This is a genomic window from Marinicauda pacifica, assembly GCF_004793635.1.
Taxonomy (GTDB): domain Bacteria; phylum Pseudomonadota; class Alphaproteobacteria; order Caulobacterales; family Maricaulaceae; genus Marinicauda; species Marinicauda pacifica.
Genome location: NZ_SRXV01000002.1, coordinates 250,583 through 270,042, shown reverse-complemented (window position 1 = coordinate 270,042; position 19,460 = coordinate 250,583). Strand labels below are relative to the sequence as shown.

General features: G+C 67.2%; 11 protein-coding genes. 5 read left to right on the top strand and 6 right to left on the bottom strand.

What is annotated here, in order from left to right:
* Positions 1 to 137 precede the first annotated feature (137 nt).
* Positions 138 to 2,207 (top strand): amidohydrolase family protein, encoded by a 2,070-nt coding sequence (locus E5162_RS07700; protein ID WP_158291234.1) that lies wholly within the window; start codon positions 138 to 140, stop codon positions 2,205 to 2,207.
* A gap of 5 nt (positions 2,208 to 2,212) precedes the next feature.
* Positions 2,213 to 3,184 carry an ornithine cyclodeaminase family protein gene (locus E5162_RS07695; RefSeq protein ID WP_135944563.1) on the top strand — a complete coding sequence of 324 codons (972 nt, stop codon included), beginning with the start codon at positions 2,213 to 2,215 and terminating at the stop codon, positions 3,182 to 3,184.
* Between the two features lie 58 nt (positions 3,185 to 3,242).
* Here E5162_RS07695 and E5162_RS07690 read toward each other — a convergent pair whose 3' ends face one another.
* From E5162_RS07690 to E5162_RS07675, 4 genes are read right to left on the bottom strand one after another with little or no spacing between them, the layout of a single operon-like run.
* Complete coding sequence (locus E5162_RS07690) at positions 3,243 to 4,736, bottom strand: S10 family peptidase (protein ID WP_135944561.1); 1,494 nt, start codon at positions 4,734 to 4,736, stop codon at positions 3,243 to 3,245.
* A 25-nt stretch (positions 4,737 to 4,761) separates the two neighbouring features.
* Positions 4,762 to 6,063, bottom strand: coding sequence for an APC family permease (locus tag E5162_RS07685; RefSeq protein ID WP_135944559.1), 1,302 nt, complete (start codon positions 6,061 to 6,063; stop codon positions 4,762 to 4,764).
* The gene (locus E5162_RS07680) at positions 6,053 to 7,027 is read right to left on the bottom strand and encodes an ornithine cyclodeaminase family protein (protein WP_135944557.1); all 975 of its coding nucleotides are present in this window, start codon (positions 7,025 to 7,027) and stop codon (positions 6,053 to 6,055) included. Before E5162_RS07680 ends, E5162_RS07685 begins: the two co-directional genes overlap by 11 nt.
* Positions 7,024 to 8,307 carry an aminotransferase class V-fold PLP-dependent enzyme gene (locus tag E5162_RS07675; RefSeq protein WP_158291233.1) on the bottom strand — a complete coding sequence of 428 codons (1,284 nt, stop codon included), beginning with the start codon at positions 8,305 to 8,307 and terminating at the stop codon, positions 7,024 to 7,026. The genes E5162_RS07680 and E5162_RS07675 overlap by 4 nt, the downstream gene beginning before the upstream one ends.
* 347 nt (positions 8,308 to 8,654) lie before the next feature.
* On the opposite strand from E5162_RS07675, the gene E5162_RS07670 reads away from it, so the two are divergent.
* Positions 8,655 to 10,430: a M61 metallopeptidase family protein gene (locus E5162_RS07670; RefSeq protein WP_135944553.1), complete on the top strand. Its 1,776-nt coding sequence runs from the start codon at positions 8,655 to 8,657 to the stop codon at positions 10,428 to 10,430.
* Here the strand turns inward: E5162_RS07670 and E5162_RS07665 are convergent.
* On the bottom strand, positions 10,427 to 11,938 hold the full coding sequence (locus E5162_RS07665) for a S10 family serine carboxypeptidase-like protein (protein ID WP_135944551.1): 1,512 nt from the start codon (positions 11,936 to 11,938) through the stop codon (positions 10,427 to 10,429). The two genes, E5162_RS07670 and E5162_RS07665, sit on opposite strands and share 4 nt — an antisense overlap.
* 350 nt (positions 11,939 to 12,288) lie before the next feature.
* On the opposite strand from E5162_RS07665, the gene E5162_RS07660 reads away from it, so the two are divergent.
* Positions 12,289 to 13,833 carry a S10 family peptidase gene (locus E5162_RS07660; protein WP_135944548.1) on the top strand — a complete coding sequence of 515 codons (1,545 nt, stop codon included), beginning with the start codon at positions 12,289 to 12,291 and terminating at the stop codon, positions 13,831 to 13,833.
* Positions 13,834 to 14,033: 200 nt separating this feature from the next.
* Entirely contained in the window at positions 14,034 to 17,027 is a 2,994-nt protein-coding gene (locus E5162_RS07655; protein ID WP_135944546.1) for a TonB-dependent receptor domain-containing protein, read from the top strand.
* 532 nt (positions 17,028 to 17,559) lie between these two features.
* On the opposite strand, the gene E5162_RS07650 is transcribed toward E5162_RS07655, so the two are convergent.
* Entirely contained in the window at positions 17,560 to 19,362 is a 1,803-nt protein-coding gene (locus E5162_RS07650) for a M61 metallopeptidase family protein (protein WP_206751073.1), read from the bottom strand.
* Between the last annotated feature and the right edge of the window lie 98 nt (positions 19,363 to 19,460).

Genomic DNA, 19,460 nt, shown 5'->3' with positions numbered 1-19,460 from the left:
GCATGGCGATGAAGCGGGAAACGCCATGCGCATTTCCCGCCCGCATCGATGAGTCAGATACAAAATTCCCGGCCGCGGCCGCTAGCCTGACCTGCAAGTGCAAACATGCTCGGGGGTATACCCCGCAGGGAGGAAACATGGTCCTGGTCCGCTGTCTTCAAGGTGCCGCGCTCGGTGCGCTGTCCCTCGCCGCGCTGGTCATGGTCTCGTCCGGGGGCGCGCAGGCGCAGCCATCTGGAGAAGATCGCTACGTCATTCTGAGTGGCGGCGGCGAAGAGGCCGGCCATCTCATCGCCCGCCGGGATGGCGACCGGGTCGAGATCGACTACGAGGTCGACAGTAATGGCCGGGGCGCAGAAAATACCCAGACCCTGGTGCTGGGCGACGATTTCATCCCGCGCCGCTGGGAGATCGAGGGCAGCAGCCTGTTCGGCGATCCGGTCGAGGAATCCATGCGCCTGTCGGATGGCGTCCTGACCTGGTCGAGCCAGCCTGATAGCGGCGAGGTCCGCGTCGACAGCCCGCGTCTCTATATTGCCGCCGATGACAGCCCGTGGAGCCAGGGTCTTTATGCCCGCGCCCTCCTCAATAACGGCCTGAGCGAAGCGCCGGTCGTGCCCGGCGGCACGCTGCGCATCGAGACCGTCCAGCCCTATGCGCTTGAGGGCGAGCCCTCGGCGGCCATCTACCGCCTGACCGGATTGTCCAGCGGCGGCTCCTACATCCTGCTGGGTGAGGATTACCGCCTGATCGCATCTTTCTCCTCGGGCTCGGTGACCATCCTGGATGCATATCGCGGCGAGGCTCCGGCCCTGCGCGATCTGCACAGCGATCTGGAGGCCGCGCGCTTCCGCGAGCTTCAGGCAGACTTGGCGCACGGCTTCGACGCGCCGGTCCAGATCAGAAATGTGCGGATTTTCGATCCGGTCAGCCTCCAGCTCGGGCCGCTTTCGGTCGTCACCGTGTCGGGTCGGGATATCGCCACGATCGAGACCGCGGACACGGCCGTTCTGCGCGACGACGTCCATGTCATCGACGGTGAGGGCGGCACGCTCGTGCCCGGCCTGCACGACATGCATGCCCATGTCGGCATGAGCGACGCGCTCAACTATATCGGCACCGGCGTCACCAGCGTTCGCGACATGGGCAATTCGCCGGACCGGCTTGAAGACCTGATCGGGCTGATCGAGTCAGGCGAGCTCGCCGGACCGCGCATCGTGCGCGCCGGCATGCTGGAAGGGCGCAGCCCCTACTCGGTCCATACCGGCATCACCGCCGATACGCTGGATGAAGCGCTTGAAGCGGTGCGCTGGTACGCCGCTCACGGCTACTGGCAGATCAAGATCTACAACTCGCTTCATCCTGAATGGGTCGAGCCTGTGGCCGCCGAGGCCAGCCGGCTCGGTCTCGGCGTCACCGGCCATATCCCCGCCTTCGTCACGCCCGACGAGGCGATCGAGGCGGGCTATGACGAGATCGCTCACGTCAACCAGCTCATGCTCGGCTGGCTGCTCGAACCCGATGAGGACACACGCACCCCGATCCGTCTGACCGGGATGCAGCGCGCGGCCGCGCTAGAGCTCGATACGGCGCCGGTGCGCCACACGGTCGAGCTGATGCGCGAGCATGACGTGGCCCTCGATACCACGGGCGTGACGCTGGAATTGCTCATGCTCAGCCGATCCGGCGAGTATCCCGAAACGGCCATGGCCTATGTCGAGCACATGCCCATCGGCTACCGGCGCAACCGCAAGCGCGCCTTCGTCACCGTAGAGACCGAGGAACAGGATGCCGCTTATCGTGCGGGCTTCCAGCGCATCCTGGATACGTTCGCGCTGCTGCACGAGAACGGCATCCAGCTCCTGCCGGGCACCGATTCCGGCACGGGCTTCCCCGTCCATCGCGAACTTGCCCTCTATGTCGAGGCGGGCCTGTCGCCGGGCGAGGCCCTGGCGCTGGGCACGCTGCGCGCGGAAGAGTATCTGGGCCGCGACCAGTGGCTTGGAAGCATCGAGCGCGGCAAGCGGGCCGACTTCTTCCTCATACCCGGCGACCCGACACAGGACATCACGGAAATCGGCCGCATCCGCCTGGTCATGAAGGACGGTGTGGCCTACCTGCCGAGCGAGATTCACACGCGGCTGGGGATTGAACCCTTCGCCGAGCCGGTCGCGATCCGGCCGCCGCAAGCCCACTCGGAAGGCTAGTCTGCATGATCGTTCTCGGCCGGAACTTCGTTCGAACCCACCTCACGCACCAGGACACCATCCCCCTGATGCGTCGGGCCATGATGGCTTTGTCTCGCGGCGAGACGATCCAGCCTTTGCGCTCCATTCTGCGCATGGAGGCCGGGCGCATGTTCGGCGTCATGCCCGGCGCGCTCGGTCCGCGAGGCGTCTTCGGGGCCAAGCTGGTCAGCGTCTTTCCCGGCAATGCCGAGCAGGATCTGCAATCGCACCAGGGCGGAATCCTCCTGTTCGAACCCGAGGCCGGACGCCCCGTCGCGCTCGTTCATGCCGGCGAGGTCACGGCGATCCGCACCGCCGCGGCCAGCGCCGCCGCCACCGATGCGCTCGCCCGGCGCGGCGCCAGCCGGCTCGCCGTGCTGGGATGCGGGGAGCAGGGGGCGGCTCACATAGAGGCGATCTCGAAAATCCGTACCCTGTCCGAGGTGACGGTCTGGGGCCGCTCCTTCGAACGCACGCAGGCCTTCGCCCGGCGCATGGGCGAGCGGACCGGCCATGCCGTCGAGGCTGTAGAACAGGCTCGCGATGCCGTGGCCAATGCCGACATCGTGTGCACCGTAACCTCGTCGGCCGACCCGGTCTTGCTGGGCAGCTGGCTGGCGCCGGGCACGCACGTCAACCTGGTCGGATCGAGCTATGCCGGCCCGGTCGAGGTCGATCACGATCTGGTCGCCAATTCCCGCTTCTTCGCCGACCACCGCGAGGGCGTGCTGGCCCAGGGCGCGGAGTTTCTCGCGGCCAGGGAAGCCGGCCTGATCGACGACAGCCATGTCGTGGGCGAGATCGGCCAGGTCTATGCGGGTAGCCTGACCGGTCGCGAAACCCCCGACCAGGTCACCGTCTATAAATCGCTCGGCCACGTGGTCCAGGACCTCGCCAGCGCGCAACACCTTTACGAACGCGCGCTCGAGGAAGGCGTCCAGGCCTCGGAGTTCTAGAAAAAAGTCTCCGGCAGGGCTGTCCCGCCGGAGGCTTCTTGCAACGTATGCGGCTTTGCTACTCGGACGGCGCGGTGAAGTCGCGCACGGCCTCGGACAGCGCTTCGAGATTGTCCTCACCGACAAAGACCGAGTGTCCGGACTTGAAATAGGCCGCCGTGAGCCGGTCGGCGGGAATGCCCGCCTGATCCAGCGTGAAGCGTCCGCCATAGGCTGTGGTGGCCAGGTCGAAATACCCCGCCGCCCAGAACAGGCGCAAATCGGGCCGCGCATGCATCGCTTCGGCCAGCGCCGGGATCGGATCGCCGCGATCCTCGTAATCCCAGGCCCCGTTGACCTCCAGATTGAGCGCATTGTAGTCGCCGGGCGCATCATACCCCAGCACGTCCTGGTAATAGACGTCGACGATGGACTCCTCGCCGGGTGCTTGAAGGCAGTCCGGCGCCGGGCAGGCGATGTCGGGAATGTCGGCCGCCGGCACATAGCTCAGCCCCGGATCGTCATAGGGCGGGCGCTGCGCAGGCGCGTCCAGGCGCGCCGTCGCGCGCGTATCGAGCCGGCCGGTGCGCAAACCCTCGTCTTCGAGCAGGCCAAAGATGAAATCGCGCTTGGAGATGCGCAGATTCTGCGCCGCGATCGCATCCGCTTCCAGTCCGGTCATCGCGCTTAGCCGCTCGGCCATCGCCTCGCGCCGGGCTTCGGGCAGGGCGCCGCCCAGCATCAGCGCGGTGACATAGTCGGTGCGCGCGAACTCGACCGCATCCGCATAGACCTCTTCGACCGGGCGCCCGTCGCGCCCGGCGCGCTCATGATACCAGGCCGTCGCGGCCATGCTCGGCAGATCGGTGACATGGCCGATGAGTTCGTCCCGTCCGCCGCCCACCAGCGCGAACAGCAGCACGCCGTCAAACTCCAGTTCCGGCGCCAGGCGAACAATCTCCGCCGCCCGGATCGTGCCGTAGCTCTGGCCGAGCAGGTAGCGCGGGGAATCCGTCCGCCCGTGGCGTTCCAGCCAGGACCCGATCACACGCGCGACCGATTGCGCGTCCCCGGTGCGGCTCCAGAAAGCCTGCCCGTCCTCGACCGGCTGGCTGTAGCCGGTGCCGACCGGATCGATGAAGACCAGGTCGACATCGTTGAGCGGGCTGAACGGGTTGTCGACGATGTATTGCTCGCCCTCGTCCAGCTCCACGCGGCGCTTCGGCCCGAAGGCGCCGAAATGCAGCGGCGTGGTCGAGGCGCCGGGACCGCCGTTGAACAGGAACAGGACCGGACGTTCGCCGGCCGGTTCGCCGCTATCGGTACGCACATAGCTGGTGGTGACCAGCCCGGCGCCCGGCGCGCCGTCCGGGCCGGGCAGAAGGCTCTCTTCGACCAGCGCGTCGTAGCGCACCTCTTCGCCGTTGAACGCGCCGGAGTGAGCGGTCTGCGCGCTCCGCCCGATTTCCAGCGTGTCCTGGTCCTGGGCCAGCTCCTGGGCCAGCGCGGGCGCGCCGCCAAGGGCGAAGCTCGCCATTGCGGCGGCGAGGCAGGCGTGAAGGGGACGGGTCATGAGAACCTCCGGTTCAGGGACGAGATTACGCCAGCTTGCGGCGCTGGCTGATGACGTAGTAGGCCGCGCCGATCGCACCCCAGATGGCGAGGGCGAGGTAGGGCCGCCAGTCGGTCGTGAAGCCAAGCGCGGTCACCGTGATGGCGGCCACGACGCCGAGCCAGGCCCAGACAAGGGTGAAGCGCTTGCCCAGCTTGAACTGCGCGGCCTCGTAGATGTCGGGGTGATGGCGCACGACCCGGGTTGCCGACAGGCAGGTGCCGCCAAACTTGAGCAATGTCGGGATGTTCACCGCCAGGAAGAGCGCGGTCAGGCTCATCGGCAGGACCAGTCCCAGGCAGCAGGCCGCAAACGCCACGCCCAGCGCCACGTGCGGCGTGCCGAAGCGCGCATGCACCTGGCCCAGCGCGCCCGGCAGCGCTCCGGCCCGGCCCATCGCGAAGAGATAGCGGCTGAACACCATGCACAGCGCATTCAGCGAGGTGCCGATGGAGGCGACAGCGGCCAGCACGACCAGCGGCACCGCCAGCCCGTCGCCCATGAAGACCCGCGCCGCGTCCAGGATCGGCGCTTCGCTCTGCGCCAGCCCCTGCGAGCCGAGCAATCCCATCGAGACGCCAGCCACCATCAGATAGAGCACGACGGCCGACACGATCGCGCCGGCAATGCCCAGCGGAATCGCCCGGCGTCCGTCCTGCACCTCGTCGCCGACTTCGGTCGCCGCCTCGATCCCGAAGAACAGGCCGACAAGCAGCGGCACGGCGGCCAGCACCCCGGCCCAGCCTTCAAGGAAGAAGGGCGTGTAGGCCGCTGGCTCGACGCTGCCCGCGCCCCAGCCGGCGAAGACGAAGAAGAACACGATGAGGGCCGCCATCAGTACGGTCTGCACCCGCGCGGCAATCGCCACGCCGAAGAGGTTCAGCCCGAAGACGAGCGCGAATATCGCGAACATGGCCGGCTTGACCGGCATCGGGATCATCATCGAGACGTAGCGCACGAGCACGAGCGCCAGGATCAGCATCGCCCCGACACTGCCGCCAATGCGCAGCCAGGCAATCATGAAGCCGATCCCCGGCGACAGGAAGCGGCGCGGCCATTCATACGAGGCCCCGGCGGTGGGCATGGCCGACCCCATGAAGGCGTAGGTCACCGCAATCACGAACATCGGCACGGCGGCCAGCGGAACGGCCAGCAGCATGGCCGGACCGGCGATCTGGGACGCCGGCGCGATCACCGAGAAGATCGAGACGCCAATGGCGGTGCCCAGACCCAGCGCGATCACGGACAGAAGGCCGATACCCTTCTTCAGATGCGCATCAGTGGCCATTCTCTTTCTCCTTCGCATTCGCATACAGCCAGGCGGCTGCGGCCAGGTCCTGCACCGCATGGCCCAGCGATTTGTAGACGGTGATCTCGTCTGGCCCGGTCCGGCCCGGCGCATCGCCGGCGAACACCGCACCGATTTCGGCGGCAATGTGGGTGTCGTCGATGACCCCGGCCTCCAGGGCGCGCAGATACTCGCCGCCATGGGCACGCACATGCCCGGCATGGTCTGCGATGAAGCGGCTGCGCACGACCAGCGTAGTGTCGGCCTCGGCCTTGGCCGGTCCGCTCGACCCCACCAGGTTCACGTGCGTGCCGGGCGCCAGCCAGTCACCTTGCAGGACCGGATCGCTCGCGCCGGTCACGGTGCACACGATGTCGGCCTCCTTCACCGCGTCGGCGGCGGTACGGCACGCCTGAACGGTCAGGCCGTGCGCGGCGTCCATCTCGCGGGCGAAGGCCTGCGCGGCCGCATAGTCCCGCCCCCAGACCCGGATCGTCTGGATGTTCCGGACCTGCGCGATGGCCTCGATATGGGCGCGCGCCTGCGCGCCGAGGCCCAGCATGGCGAAGCGCGCCGCCTCGGGCCGCGCCAGGGCGTCGGTGGCGGCGGCGCTCGCCGCGGCGGTCCGGATGCGGGTGATTTCCTCGGCGTCGGCGACGCACACCGGCGCGCCGGTCTCGGCATCGAACAGCACCACTAGGCCCTGATGGCGTTTGCGGCCGGGGTGATCTGCATCGGCGAACACGCTGATCAGCTTGGCGCCGAAGGGCTCGCCCCCGCCCAGCGCTGCCGGCATCAGCGCAAAGGTCTGCTCTTCGCCCAGCGGGATGAAGCTGCGCAGGGCCTGCTCGACCTGGCCGGACGACAGCGCGATCATCGCCTTGCGCACCACCGCAATCGCATCGGTGACCGTCAGCGCCTCGCGCACGGCCCTGGCGTCGAACACCTTCAGGGCGACGCTCATGCCAGCGCTTCGACGAGCCGGTCTATATCCTCGATCGTGTTGAAGACCGAGACCGACACGCGCAGCCGGTTCGGCCAGAGCGACACCTCGACCCCCGCCGCCTCCAGCCGCTCGGCAAACACCGAGCGCGCATCGCGCCGGGCAAAGCTGATGAGCGCGCTCGTGCTGTCTTCCGGCGTCATCGGTTCCAGCCCGAAGCGCGGCAGTTCACGGCGGGCATGCTCGATGATGGGCTGGCGGTAGGCCTGGATGGTCTCCACGCCCAGCGCGTGGATATAGTTCAGCGACCAGTCGAGATGGGCCACGCCGGTATTGGAATACGTGCCCATGGCAAACAGGCCCTGCGCATCGTCGCGCGCCTCGATCTCGAACGCGCGCTCGCCGGGCTCGTCATACGGGTAGACGTGGCTCTGGAAGGCGCCGATCTGGTAATAGCCTGCGCGCGGGCGCTGCAATTGCGGGATCAGGTCGGCGCGGGCAAACATGAAGCCCAGCCCCATATCGCCCATCAGCCATTTATAGCTGCTGGTCGACAGGAAATCGATGCCGGTCGCGCGCACGTCCAGCGGCACGGCCCCGACCGCGTGGATCGCATCGACGAAGACATGCGCGCCATGGGCGTGGGCCAGGTCCGCGACGGCCTTCAGATCGTGCTGGAAACCGTTGATGGTCGAGACGGCCGAGATCGCGACCAGCTTCGTGTCCGCATTCACGGCCGCTTCCAGGTCCTCCATCATGATCCGGTTCTCGCGCGGGCGTACGATCACGACTTCCATCCCGGCCTGTTCCAGCTCCTGGTAGAGGTGGAAGGAGCCGAAGAAGTGCAGCGCATCGGTCACGATCCGCCCGCCGCTCTCGGGAATGCCCAGCGCGCGCACGGCCATCTGCTCGCCCGCGGACGTGCTCTGGATGTAGGCCAGCTCGCCGGTCTCGGCATTGATCAGCCGGGCAAAGGCTTCCATCACGCTGCGCCGCTTGGCGCCGATGGAATAGCCGGCCGGCTCTCCCGACATGGTGCGCGATTGCAGATAGTCTTCGACCGCGCGCCGTGCGCCCCGGGCGACCGGGTGAACCGATCCGGAATTGAGATAGGTCCCGGCAATATCGCCGAACTCCTCGCGCGCCGGCAGGGCGGCGGGTGCCGGCCCGGCGTTGTCCTGAGCGGCAGCCTGAGTGCCTGCGCGAGCCTGCGCGGCCATGCCTGCCGATAGAGGGAGCGTCGCGGCGGCGGTGAGGCAGGCGCGCCGCGTCAGGCCGGAAGATTCGCGTCGGTTTGTCATGAGCTGTCCTATCGAGGCCATCGAAGACTCTGCATTGTGCTGAAAGGCTAGAGCAATCGGCGAACGCATTTTTGCCCTTCTCACCGTGAAGCGCGAAGCAGCGCGCATTGCCTATCCACAGATCGAACAGATTGCGAAACAGGCTTCTTCCAGAGGCCTGGTAAAACCTCTGCGTTCAATATCGGGGGAATCCTGCACCAGAATGAGCGTACGCGGAGAGCAGATTCATTCATACGAGGCTGCCGCGCGGGCAGTCCTCTGCAAGATCATGCCGCCGAACGCCTCAACTTCGGCAAGTCTTGCCAGATCGATCTTGCTAGACTCTGCGTCAAGAACAGGAGTCTCGCATGAACAAGTCCGGTTTCGGTACCGCGTTGGCCGCCCTTGCCATTTCCGTTCTGGTGGCCCTCATCCTCTTCCTGATGCCCCGCGCCTATGGTGCCGTGACGGTGACGCAGGACGCATCGGCACAGCTGCCCGGCCTCACCATCGAGCTGGCACCGGGACCGGGCGACTCTCCGGATCATATCGACGTGACCATGACCGTGACCGGCTATGCGCCAGAGGCCGGTGAGCCCTTGCTGCGCTCGGCGGTGGTCTTCGCCGGCGTGGCCGGTGTCGCGTACGGGGAGGGCGATGTCGCCGCGATCCGTGCCCGCGACGCGCAAGGCCCGCTTGAGTTGACGCAATCGGTCGACGAGCCGGACGAGGGCGGCTTCCTCTACTGGCGCCGCTGGCAGGCGAGCCGTGCGGTCGAGGGCGATCTGACGGTCGAATACCGCGCCCCGATCGAACTTGTCGTGCCGCGCCTCGGTGCCGGCCCGCCCTTCGACCTGCGTTCGGATGCCGGTGCCGTCAGCGCGGCGGCGAACAATTTCCTCGTCCTGCCCGACACCTCCCGGCCCTTCGCGATCGAGCTCGACTGGGATTTGTCCGGCATGGCCGAAAACTCGGTCGGCGTCTCCAGCCACGGCGAAGGCACGGTCAATACGGTCGGCCCGATCGACATGCTCATCGCGAGCTATGTGATGGCCGGCCCGGTCGGGCGGTATCGCGGCAGTGAGGAAAGCCAGTTCAGCGCCTACTGGGTGGGCGAGCCGCCCTTCGACCCCGACAGCGTGTTTCCCTGGTCTGAAGAGGCCTACGCCTATCTCGCCAACTATTTCGGCGACGAAACTCCGCCGCCCTTCTTCTTCCTTGCGCGCGGCAACCCCTATCCCGGTGGCGGCGGCGCGGCGCTGATCAACTCCTTCATGCTGTCCTATGCCCACGATGCCGAGGATATTGACGGCCTGTACACGACCATCGCCCACGAGATGACCCATAACTGGGTGACGACGATTGGCGGCGCTCCCGGTTCGACCTCCTGGTATAATGAAGGCATGACGGTGCTGTTCACGCGCCGGCTGATGCTGGCGGCCGGTCTGATGACGCCGGACGCCTTCCTGGCCGACGTGAACGATCACGCCACGCGCTACTACACGAACGCGCTGAACGATCTGCCGAATGACGAGATCGCGGCCCTGTTCTGGGAAGACACGCGCGTGCGCTCCCTGCCTTACGATCGCGGATCGATGTATTTCGCCGATGTCGATGCGAAGGTCCGCGCGGCATCGAACGGCGAGCGCTCGATCGAGGATCTCTTGTCCGCAATGAATGCCCGCGCCGAAGCCGGCGAGCCGATCAATGCCGAAATCTGGGCCGACATGGTGGCGGCCGAACTCGGCGAGGCCGCGCGCGAGGATTTCCACGCCATGCTCGAAGGCAATCTGATCGTTATTCCCGCGGAGGGCGCGTTCGGCCCGTGTTTCGAGCGCGTCGAGGCAGGCTTGCGCGCCTTCGAGCTCGGCTTCGACCCCGATATCCTGACCGCGTCGCCGCGCATCGTCGCCGGCCTGGTCGAGGGCTCGGAAGCCGCGCAGGCCGGCCTGCGCGAGGGCGACGAAATCCTGCGCCCGGTGGCGCTGGAAAGCGTGCAGAGCAACCCGGAAGACACGCTTGTGCTCGCAGTGCGGCGCGGCGAGGAGGAGTTCGAGATCGAATACCTGCCGCGCGCCGAGCCGGTCGAGGGTTATCTCTGGGCCCGCAAGCCCGGCGTCGCAGACGAGCGCTGCCCGCTCTAGTTCAGGCGCCTTGCCAGCGCGCGCATGTCTTCGCTGAAGGCTTCCAGCACCGGGCCATCGCGATACATCATGTGGCCGCCATCATAGCAATTGAACGTGACCGAGGCGCGGACCGCGTCGCTCTGTTGCGCGGCGAGTTCTTCATACCCGGCGCAATTGGCCAGCGAGTCGTAGGCGCCCGAGGCGACCAGAACGCGCATGGACGGGTTGAGCGCGAGCGCATCGGCGGTGGACGGCAGAGGCGGGCCGATGCGCGGCGGTCCGTCGCCCCGGCGGATCGCCTCCTCGATGGCGGCCTGGTACTCGGCTTCGGTCACCGGGCCGGTCGCGTAATTCCAGCGCGCACCCGGACCTGCCGGGGTTTCGCCGCCCGGCGCATAGCCGTCCGCCCAGTCTTCCAGCCCGATATAGGGCAGGGTGCTGGTATAATTCAGCTCGTAGCGCAGATAGTCGAGAATCTCGTCCCCGGCCGAATCCACGCCCGCCGGCGCGCGGTCCTGGCCGGTGTTCAGCCGCATGTCGAAAATGTTCAGCCGCGCCCCGTCCAGCAGGCGTTCGCGGAAAGCACGCGTGGTGATCTGCAATGTCGCGGTGTCGATCGCGTCCGGGGCGAGGCCGATGAGGGCCGCCAGCTCGGCGGCGATCGTCTCGCGCTCGGTCTGCGTCAGGGTCTCGAGACGCGCCAGCGCGGGCGCATAGGTGTCGCGCACCCAGGCCTCGGCGCGCGCTTCGACCGCCTCGCGCGTGTCGCCCGTCTCAGGGGCTGTAAGCCCGTAATGAAAGGCCGTGCGCGCGAAATTGACGATGCGCAGCGCGCCGATCAGCGTCTCGGCATCCGGGGCGGCCGACAGTCCGGACCCGCCGGAGATCAGCGATAATCCGTCGACCTCGATCCCGCGTTCTTCCAGCGCGTGGGCGACGCTGGCCACGCGTACCGCCCCCCAGCTTTCCCCGGCCAGGATGACCGGCGCGTCCACCGCCTCGTTCTCGATCCGCCAGGCGCGCACGAATTCGGCGGCCGAGGCGATGTCGCCCAGCGTGCCGTAGAACTCCGCCGCGTATTCGGCCTTCGCCGGGCGGCTGAAGCCGGTTCCGATCGGATCGACGAAGACCAGGTCCATATCGCTCAGCCAGCTCTGCGCATTGTCGACCAGCGCCGCGTTCTCGACCCTGACCGGCCCGGCAATCTCGAAATGCAGGATGGTGGCCGGCGCGCCGGGGCCGCCATTCCAGATGAAGGCCACCGGCCGGTTCTCCTCGCCCGGCACGCGGTAGGCGACATAGAACATGTGCCCGCGCGCCTCGCCGGTCTCCACGTCGCGGATGGCCAGCCGTCCGGCCTTCGCGGTGTAGTCGAGATCGAGCGATCCGGCCTCCAGCTCATGGCGCGTCGTGACATCCTCCTGCGCACTCGCGGCGCCGTAGAGCGGCAAGGTCAGCGCTGCGCCGGCCATCAGAAACGTGCGAAGCGCCTGGTCGGGCAAGGGTGCGGAACGCTTTGGGGACATGGCTCGGCGCCTTTCGGATCTTCTGGATGAATGGATCCCAGCCTAGGGGCGGGCTTGAGGATAATCTATGCGAATAGGCGCGAAATCGCGTCGTTTCAATTCGCAGGAGCCGGGACTCGCCCGCTTGGCCGGAGGGCCTGCTCGCCTCAGGCCTCCCGGCGGGGCGCGCAAATTTTATTCAGCATACGGGTGATTTTGAGCAGGTCGCTTCGCGCCTGCCCCTCCTGTCGCGCAACTCGGAAAAGAAATGGCGCCGGAGCCCGGATAGGCTTTTTGAGAAACACATTCTTGTCGGTCGCCGGTCACACCGGAGCTGAAGACCGCAGACGCGACACAAGGGACAGGCAGGTATGCGGGCATTGTTGACCACCGGGCTGACCGGCCTCGTTCTCGCTCTCGGCGGGTGCGGCCCGGCGCCTGAGACCCCGTCTGCGAGCGCGCCTCAGGAGGCTGCTCCGGCCGCCGCGCCGTCACAACCGCCCGCTCCGCCCGCCGCGCCCCGCCGGTTCGAATTCCAGGGCGAGGGCGTGTTCGGCGGGGAGGCGGTGGCCTACCGCATGATCGCCGAAGACACGCTCGTCCCGGCTCCGGAAGGGCGTCCCGGCGCGCGCTATTTCAGCTTTACCTATCTGCGCGAGGATGGGGGCGACACCGCGTCCCGCCCGGTCGTCTTCATCTTCAACGGCGGACCGGGCTCGGCGTCGATCTGGATGCATATGGGCCTGTTCGGGCCGCGCCGGATCGCGATGGACGACCCGGTCAATCCGCCGGTCACCGCGCCCTTCGCGCTGGAGGACAATCCGTATTCCATCCTCGACGTGGCCGACCTGGTCCTGATCGACCCGCCGGGAACCGGCTTCAGCGAGATCCTGCCCGGCGGCGACCCGTCCGATTTCTATGGTACGCAGGCCGACGCGGCGGCGACCGCGGCCTTCATCGAATCCTGGCTGATCGAGCATGAGCGCTGGAACTCGCCGCGCTACCTCGTCGGGGCGAGCTACGGCACCACGCGCGCGGCGATGACGGCGCGCAACCTCGCCGGCGGACCGATGAACCGCTCCCAGCGCATGACCGCCATCAGCCTGGACGGCATCGTGCTGATCGGCCAGGCCCTGCTGTCTCCGGATGGCGCGAACGAAGAGCAGGCCGCCGGCCTCGGCGCGATGGCGGCCGCGGCCTGGTATCACGGCCAGGCAGGCGAGGGCGAAACGCTCGACGCCTTCGTGGCGCAGGCCGAGCGCTTTGCGGTCGAGGACTATCTGCCCGCGCTCTATCTTGGCGACGCACTTCAGGGCGAGGCCCGCGCCGGCATCGCGGCGCAGCTCTCCCGCTTCACCGGACTGAGCCCCGCCCGGCTGCAGGCCGAAAAACTGCGCCCCTCCACCGCGGTCTTCCGCAGCGCGCTCCTGGAGGAGGACGGTCTGCATCTGGGCGCCTACGATGCACGTTTCACGCTGCCCGCCACCGGCGAGCCCGGCCGTCCCGACCCGGTCGGCGACGATCCGGCCATGGCGCAATACACCCCGTCCTACGTCGCGGGCCTGCGCCAGTATCTCGACGAAACCGGCGTGGCCATCGGCGCGCCCTACCAAGCCATCGCCTTCGGGGTGAACAGCGCCTGGGATTATACGGTCCGTCCGCCCGCTTCCGATGCGGTCGAGGCGCTGGCCGGCGTCATGCGCGCCAACCGGGATCTGCGCGTGATGGTGGCGACCGGCCAGATGGACCTCGTCACCCATACCGGCTCGGCCGACTATCTGGTGCGCCATGGCGGGCTCGCGCAGGACCGCGTGATCTCGCGGCGCTACCCCTCCGGACACATGCCCTATCTCGGCGACGACAGCGCCCGGCCGCTGAGCGAGGACTTGCGCGCCTTTGTCACGGGCGGCGAGTGAGGCCCTTGAAAACGAGCGAACGAAAAATGCGCAACTCAGGAATAGCCCGCATAAAACTTATGGCCTTCTCCTGAGACTGCCCATGAAAAGAACAAAAATATCCAGACGGAATGCATAAAATTCAGAGCATGAGGATCCGATTGCCTGGCTAGTAGAACAACATGCAGCCCGGCATCACAGAGGCCTACAGGGGAAAAGTCATGAGAAAGACCACGCTGACAAGACTGTACACGACCACCGCCATGGTCACCGCGTCGCTGTTCGCCGCGGCGCCCGGCGCGTTCGCGCAGGCTGAAGGGGAGCCTGCCGCCGCCGCGTCGAGCGACACCATCGTCGTCACCGGTTCGCGCATCCGGCGCTCCGTGTCGTCCACGCCGGCCCCGGTCGCCGAGATCGGCGAGCAGGAGATCGAGGACCGCGGCTACGTGACCGCCGCCGACGCGCTCAACGACCTGCCCTCGATGGCGCCCCAGCTCAACCAGGCCGATGGCAGCGGGGAGTCCAGCGGCTCCGGCCAGCAATACCCCGCCCTGTTCGGCCTCGGCACGGGCCGCACCCTGACCCTGGTCAACGGACGCCGCTTCGTGACGACCTCCAGCGGTCTTGGCGATGCGCAGGTGGATGCCAACATCATCCCGACCGGACTGATCGAGCGCGTCGAAATCGTCCAGGGCGGCGGCGCCGCCGTCTACGGCTCGGACGCGATTGCCGGTGTGGTCAACTACATCCTGAAAGACGATTTCGAAGGCGTCGAGATCGACCTGCAATACGGCAATTCGCTGGAGCATGGCGACTACGAGCAGCCGGCCATCCGCCTGACTGCCGGCACCAATTTCGCCGACGGGCGCGGCAATGTCGCGCTGAACGCCGAATGGTCCTCCTCGCCGCGTCTGGAATTCTCCGACCGCGAGCGCTCCAACCTGGCGCGCATCACCCAGGGCAACCCGGCCGATACCGGCCCGAATGACGGCATCCCCTCGGTGCGTGAAATCATTCCGGCCCATTTCTGGAACTTCAACACGTCCGGCATCGTGTTTTCCATTCCCGCCCCGCCGCCCAACTTCCTGGCCCGCCTCAATGGCAGCCCGATCCAGTTCGGCGAAGATGGCAACATCACGCCCTACGATCCCGGCAATATCCTCGGCATCCCGTTTGCCGAGGGCGGGGAGGGTTTCCGCTACAGCGAGCTTGCCGGTCTGCGCACCGGGGTCGACCGGTTCACGGTCAACACCATCGCCCATTACGACGTGAGCGACACCGTCCGCCTGAACGCCGAGCTGATGTACAGCTCGACCCAGGCCGAGGAGCGCGCCCAGGGCGCGTCGCGCACCGTGCTGAACAGCGCGGCCAGCGGTGCCGGCCCGATCATGTTCAACGTCAACAACCCCTTCCTGACCGATGCGGCCATCGCCTCGCTGACGACCGCCAATCCCAGTTTCGCCTTTGGCGCGCCGATGTGGCTGTCCAAGCATTTTGACGGCCAGCTCTTCCCGTCCGACACCCAGACCCACGATACCGAGACGCTTCGCGCCCTGCTCGGCGCCGAGGGCGAGTTCGCGGCCGGCGACCGCAACTTTTACTGGAACCTCTCGGGTAGCTTTGCCCGGGTGGAGGGCGAGGTCCGCTCCTGGGGTGCGCACAACGCCCACTTCAACAACGCGCTTGCGGCCGTCGATGACGGTTCGGGCAATGCGGTCTGCTCGATCAATGTGGATGGCGATCCGTCCAATGACGATCCGGCCTGCGCGCCGCTCAACCCGTTCGGTTTCGGCAATGTCTCCGACGCGGCCCGGGACTATGTCTCGGTGCGCACCGGTGAGAATTTCACTAACGAACAGGTCGACATCCTGGCCACGCTCGGCAGCACGCTGTTCGAGCTGCCGGCCGGACCGATCGACTATGTGCTGGCTTACGAGCACCGCTCTGAATCGGCCGAGTTCACGCCGCTGGAGGCCAATCAGCTCGGTCTGGTCGGCACCGGCTCGACCACCGAACCCCAGTCGGGCGACTACAACACGCACGAATTCTCCGCCGAGGTCCTGGTCCCGGTGCTCGGCAATGGCGTGACCCTGCCGCTGGCCCAGGAAGTCGAGTTCTCCGGCTCCTACCGCTATGTCGACAACTCGATCACCGAGGCGGAAAGCGTCTGGGGCGCCGGCCTGCGCTGGCGGGTCAATGACAGCGTCATGCTGCGCGCCTCGCGCAGCCGGAACTTCCGCGCTCCGACGCTGACCCAGCTCTTCGCGCCGACCAATACCGTCCTGTCCAACTCCGGTGTCGATCCGTGCGATGCTGACCGGATCAATGCCGGCCCGAACCCGGCCATCCGCCGCGCCAATTGCGAAGCGGAATGGGCGGCCAACCCGGCTTATGGCGACCTGGCCACCTTCCAGAACCCGGCCGAAAACTTCACCCTGACCGAGGTCACGGTGGGCGGCAATCCGGACCTGAAGAACGAGGTCTCGGAAACCTGGACCTACGGCATCGTGTTCGAGCCGGAATTCATTCCCGGCCTGACGGTCACGGTAGACCGCATCGAGATCGACCTGACCGATGGGCTTTCCGCCTTCACCACGGCCGATTTCATGGCGACCTGCTATGACAGCGATCCCCAGCCGACCGACATCTGTTCGGCCTTCACCCGCCTGGCCGCGCCGACGAACGGCAACCCGGCCGGCACGGTGGTCGAGGGACGCACCACGACGGTCAATGCCGGCGAGATCCGCTTCGAGGGCGAAGTCTACCACGCCCGTTACGCGGTTCCGATCGATGCCTGGTTTACCAGCTTCGATCCGGGCTCGCTCGTGGTCGGCCTCCAGGCCACCCACACCAGCCTGCTCAGCACCTCGGCCACGGGTTCGACCTTCATCGAGACCCAGGGCACGATCCAGCAGCCCGAATGGGTCGGCCGGTTCGACGCAGCCTGGCAGCGCGGTCCGATGCGCCTGACCTACCAGGCCTACTATCTCGACGAGGTGCTCGCCGCGCCAGGCGCCACCATCGAGAACAACCCGAACCCGGTTCTGGATGCGAACATCACCCACGACCTGTCGGGCATCTACGACGTGACCGAGGATCTCAGCGTGCGCGCGGGCATCGTCAACTTCACCGACGAGCCGCCCTCCTACCCCTCGCTCAGCCACGGCGACATCCTCGGCCGCCGTTACTTCGTGGGTGTGAATTACACGTTCTAAACCTTCTAAACTGCCTCCCCAAGGCAACGAAAAAGGCAGGTGAGCGCACGCTCCCCTGCCTTTTTTGTTCTGGGGAGAGCCGAGGCCCACAGCTTGCCTGCGTCTCTTTCCTGACGAAAGTCAGGACCCAGGAGAGGACGGGGCGGTAACACCGCTCCACGCTCTCTGGATCCCGGATCAAGTCCGGGATGACGAACTCTTCAATGCTTAGAAATAACCCCAACCCTTCGTCATTCCGGGCGAGCAAAGCGAGCCCCGGAACCCAGAGAGGACAGGCAGCTGGCTGAAATAAGAAGCTGAAACCCCGGACGCCGAAGGCCGATCCGGGGCCTGGTGCGAGAGGTGCGCGCCCGCCCTCCGATGCTTTAAAGGGCCGCTTGCGCAGCCGCCTCAGCATGAGGGAAAGGGCTGGACGTCCGATAAAATTATAAGTTTAAAAACAATACCCTGGTGTCACCCATCCCCCTCACCCTGAGGTGCGAGCCTAGCGAGCCTCGAAGGGTCGGATGACGGCCTCCCGAAGAGCCCCGCATCACAACCCACACGCACTCGCGGGCACGCTCTCGACGCGGTCCCACTGATAGGCTTCGACCGTCTCGCCGCGCGGCAGATAGGTGACAGAGAACTCCTCCCCGTTGCGGCGCAGCAGCAAGGTCAGCTCGGCGTCCTGCTGGCCCTGGATGGAGTCCTGGGGCACGGGGCGCACGATCTCGTCGCCGTCCTGAACGCCGGCCCGGGCGGCGTTGGAGTCCGGGTCGAGCCCGCGCACGATGCGCACCGGCTCGGCCAGCACGGCCGGGTCGAAGCCCAGCTCGTAGCGGCGCAGGGTTTCGGTCGTCCGTGTAAAGCACGGGCCGAACGCGTCAGAGGCCGGGACCGGCTTCGCCCCGTCGATGAAGTAGCGGAAATCCTCCACGGCGCTTTCGCCCAACTCGGCGCGCAGAACCTCCTCCCAGTCGTTGGGGGTGAGCGTCTCGCCGCTCTGTTGACGGCGCAGCATCTCCAGCATCAGATCGTCGAGCGAGCGCTGCCCCTCCGAGGCGGTGCGCACGGCGTGATCGACGGTGACGAAATAGAGCATGCCGCGATCGTAGGGCAGGGTGCGGATGCGCGTATCGGCCCAGAAGCGGGCGGGAATCTCGCTATTGGGCGCCTCGGCCATCGCGCTGGTGTAGTAGCGCGCCGCGTGGGAGTTCAGATCCTCCAGGAAGTCCTCCGGCGCCACCTGGCCGAAGCGCAGCGGCAGGCGGCTCTGGTAGAAGACGGCAAGCCCCTCGGTGAACCAGGAGGAGGCGAGCCCGCCCGGCTCGTCCAGGCGCGGCTGGAAGGTGTGGAACATCTCGTGGGCGAGCGTCGATTTCAGCCCTTCCGGCGTGCTGTCCTCGTCGAACGTGGTGACGAAGGAGCGGTGCAGCCCGACCCCGCCCCCGGCATTGACCGGATTGTGGCGCAGGAAGACGCCATAGGGGGGAATATCCTCCTGCCCGAAAAACTCCGCATACTGCTCATAGAGGTCGCCGGACCAGGACAGGAGCTCGGCCGCGTCGAAGGGCGGCGTGCCCTGGACGGCGCCGAAGAAGCCGCCGCTCGGCACGTCCTCGGGCCAGGTCTCGATATCGCCGGCCATGTAGAATCCGCTGCGGATCGTGTTTGCGGTCATCGCATCGCCGGCCTCGACCCGCCCTTCGCCCAGCGAGCTGACCGCCCGGCTGTCCGGCGTGGCCTCGCTCAGATCCCAGTCGATCGTGGTGCGGTATTGGGTGTCGCCCGGCGGCATCAGCAGGAAGACATGGCCGGCGGCGGAGACACCGCCCCCGTCCTGCAGGAAGGAATAGGGCGGGGCCGGCCCGCGCGGCGGCAGGGTGGCCTCGGCCGGGACGGAGTACTCGACCTCGATCGTGCCGCGTGTGGCGCGGTTCGTGACCCATTCGCGCGCCTGCGCGTCGTCGCCATACCCGTCTTCCATCGCCGGGGCGGCATCGCGCGCTTCCAGGCTCAGCACGCCGTCCTCGTCGCGCGCGGTGAGACCGCTCAGCACCGTGGCCACCGTGTCGACATTGCCGGTTACCAGCGGCAGGCCGAGCAGGGCCTCGCCGGCCGCAATGCTCACGCCCTCGAGCCGCAGCGCCACGCGAACCGTCTCGAAGCTGCCCGGTCCGGCGGCAACCGGGGTCAGCGTGATCGTCACCGCCGGGGCGACCTGTGTCTGCGCGGTCTCTGCCCGCTCAGCGGCCGGCTGTTGTCCGGCGGGGGGCTGCGAACACGCCGCCAGGACCAGCCCGGTCGCGGCCAGGGTCAGAAGCGAGGCGAAAGCCGATGTCACGAGGCGGGCCATGAGCAGATCCTTTCCAGCCAGAATAACCCGGTCCGCACGCCCGGGGATAAATCGGACGCAACCGGGCGCAATCGGGCCGCCTCCGCCTCGAAATCGAG

Bases quoted from the DNA above. Each gene is read 5' to 3' on its own strand.
- E5162_RS07675 (WP_158291233.1), bottom strand. From the start codon at position 8,307: ATGACAAACCGACGCGAATCTTCCGGCCTGACGCGGCGCGCCTGCCTC.
- E5162_RS07695 (WP_135944563.1), top strand. From the start codon at position 2,213: ATGATCGTTCTCGGCCGGAACTTCGTTCGAACCCACCTCACGCACCAG.
- E5162_RS07685 (WP_135944559.1), bottom strand. From the start codon at position 6,063: ATGGCCACTGATGCGCATCTGAAGAAGGGTATCGGCCTTCTGTCCGTG.
- E5162_RS07650 (WP_206751073.1), bottom strand. From the start codon at position 19,362: ATGGCCCGCCTCGTGACATCGGCTTTCGCCTCGCTTCTGACCCTGGCC.
- E5162_RS07680 (WP_135944557.1), bottom strand. From the start codon at position 7,027: ATGAGCGTCGCCCTGAAGGTGTTCGACGCCAGGGCCGTGCGCGAGGCG.
- E5162_RS07700 (WP_158291234.1), top strand. From the start codon at position 138: ATGGTCCTGGTCCGCTGTCTTCAAGGTGCCGCGCTCGGTGCGCTGTCC.
- E5162_RS07690 (WP_135944561.1), bottom strand. From the start codon at position 4,736: ATGACCCGTCCCCTTCACGCCTGCCTCGCCGCCGCAATGGCGAGCTTC.
- E5162_RS07660 (WP_135944548.1), top strand. From the start codon at position 12,289: ATGCGGGCATTGTTGACCACCGGGCTGACCGGCCTCGTTCTCGCTCTC.
- E5162_RS07670 (WP_135944553.1), top strand. From the start codon at position 8,655: ATGAACAAGTCCGGTTTCGGTACCGCGTTGGCCGCCCTTGCCATTTCC.
- E5162_RS07665 (WP_135944551.1), bottom strand. From the start codon at position 11,938: ATGTCCCCAAAGCGTTCCGCACCCTTGCCCGACCAGGCGCTTCGCACG.
- E5162_RS07655 (WP_135944546.1), top strand. From the start codon at position 14,034: ATGAGAAAGACCACGCTGACAAGACTGTACACGACCACCGCCATGGTC.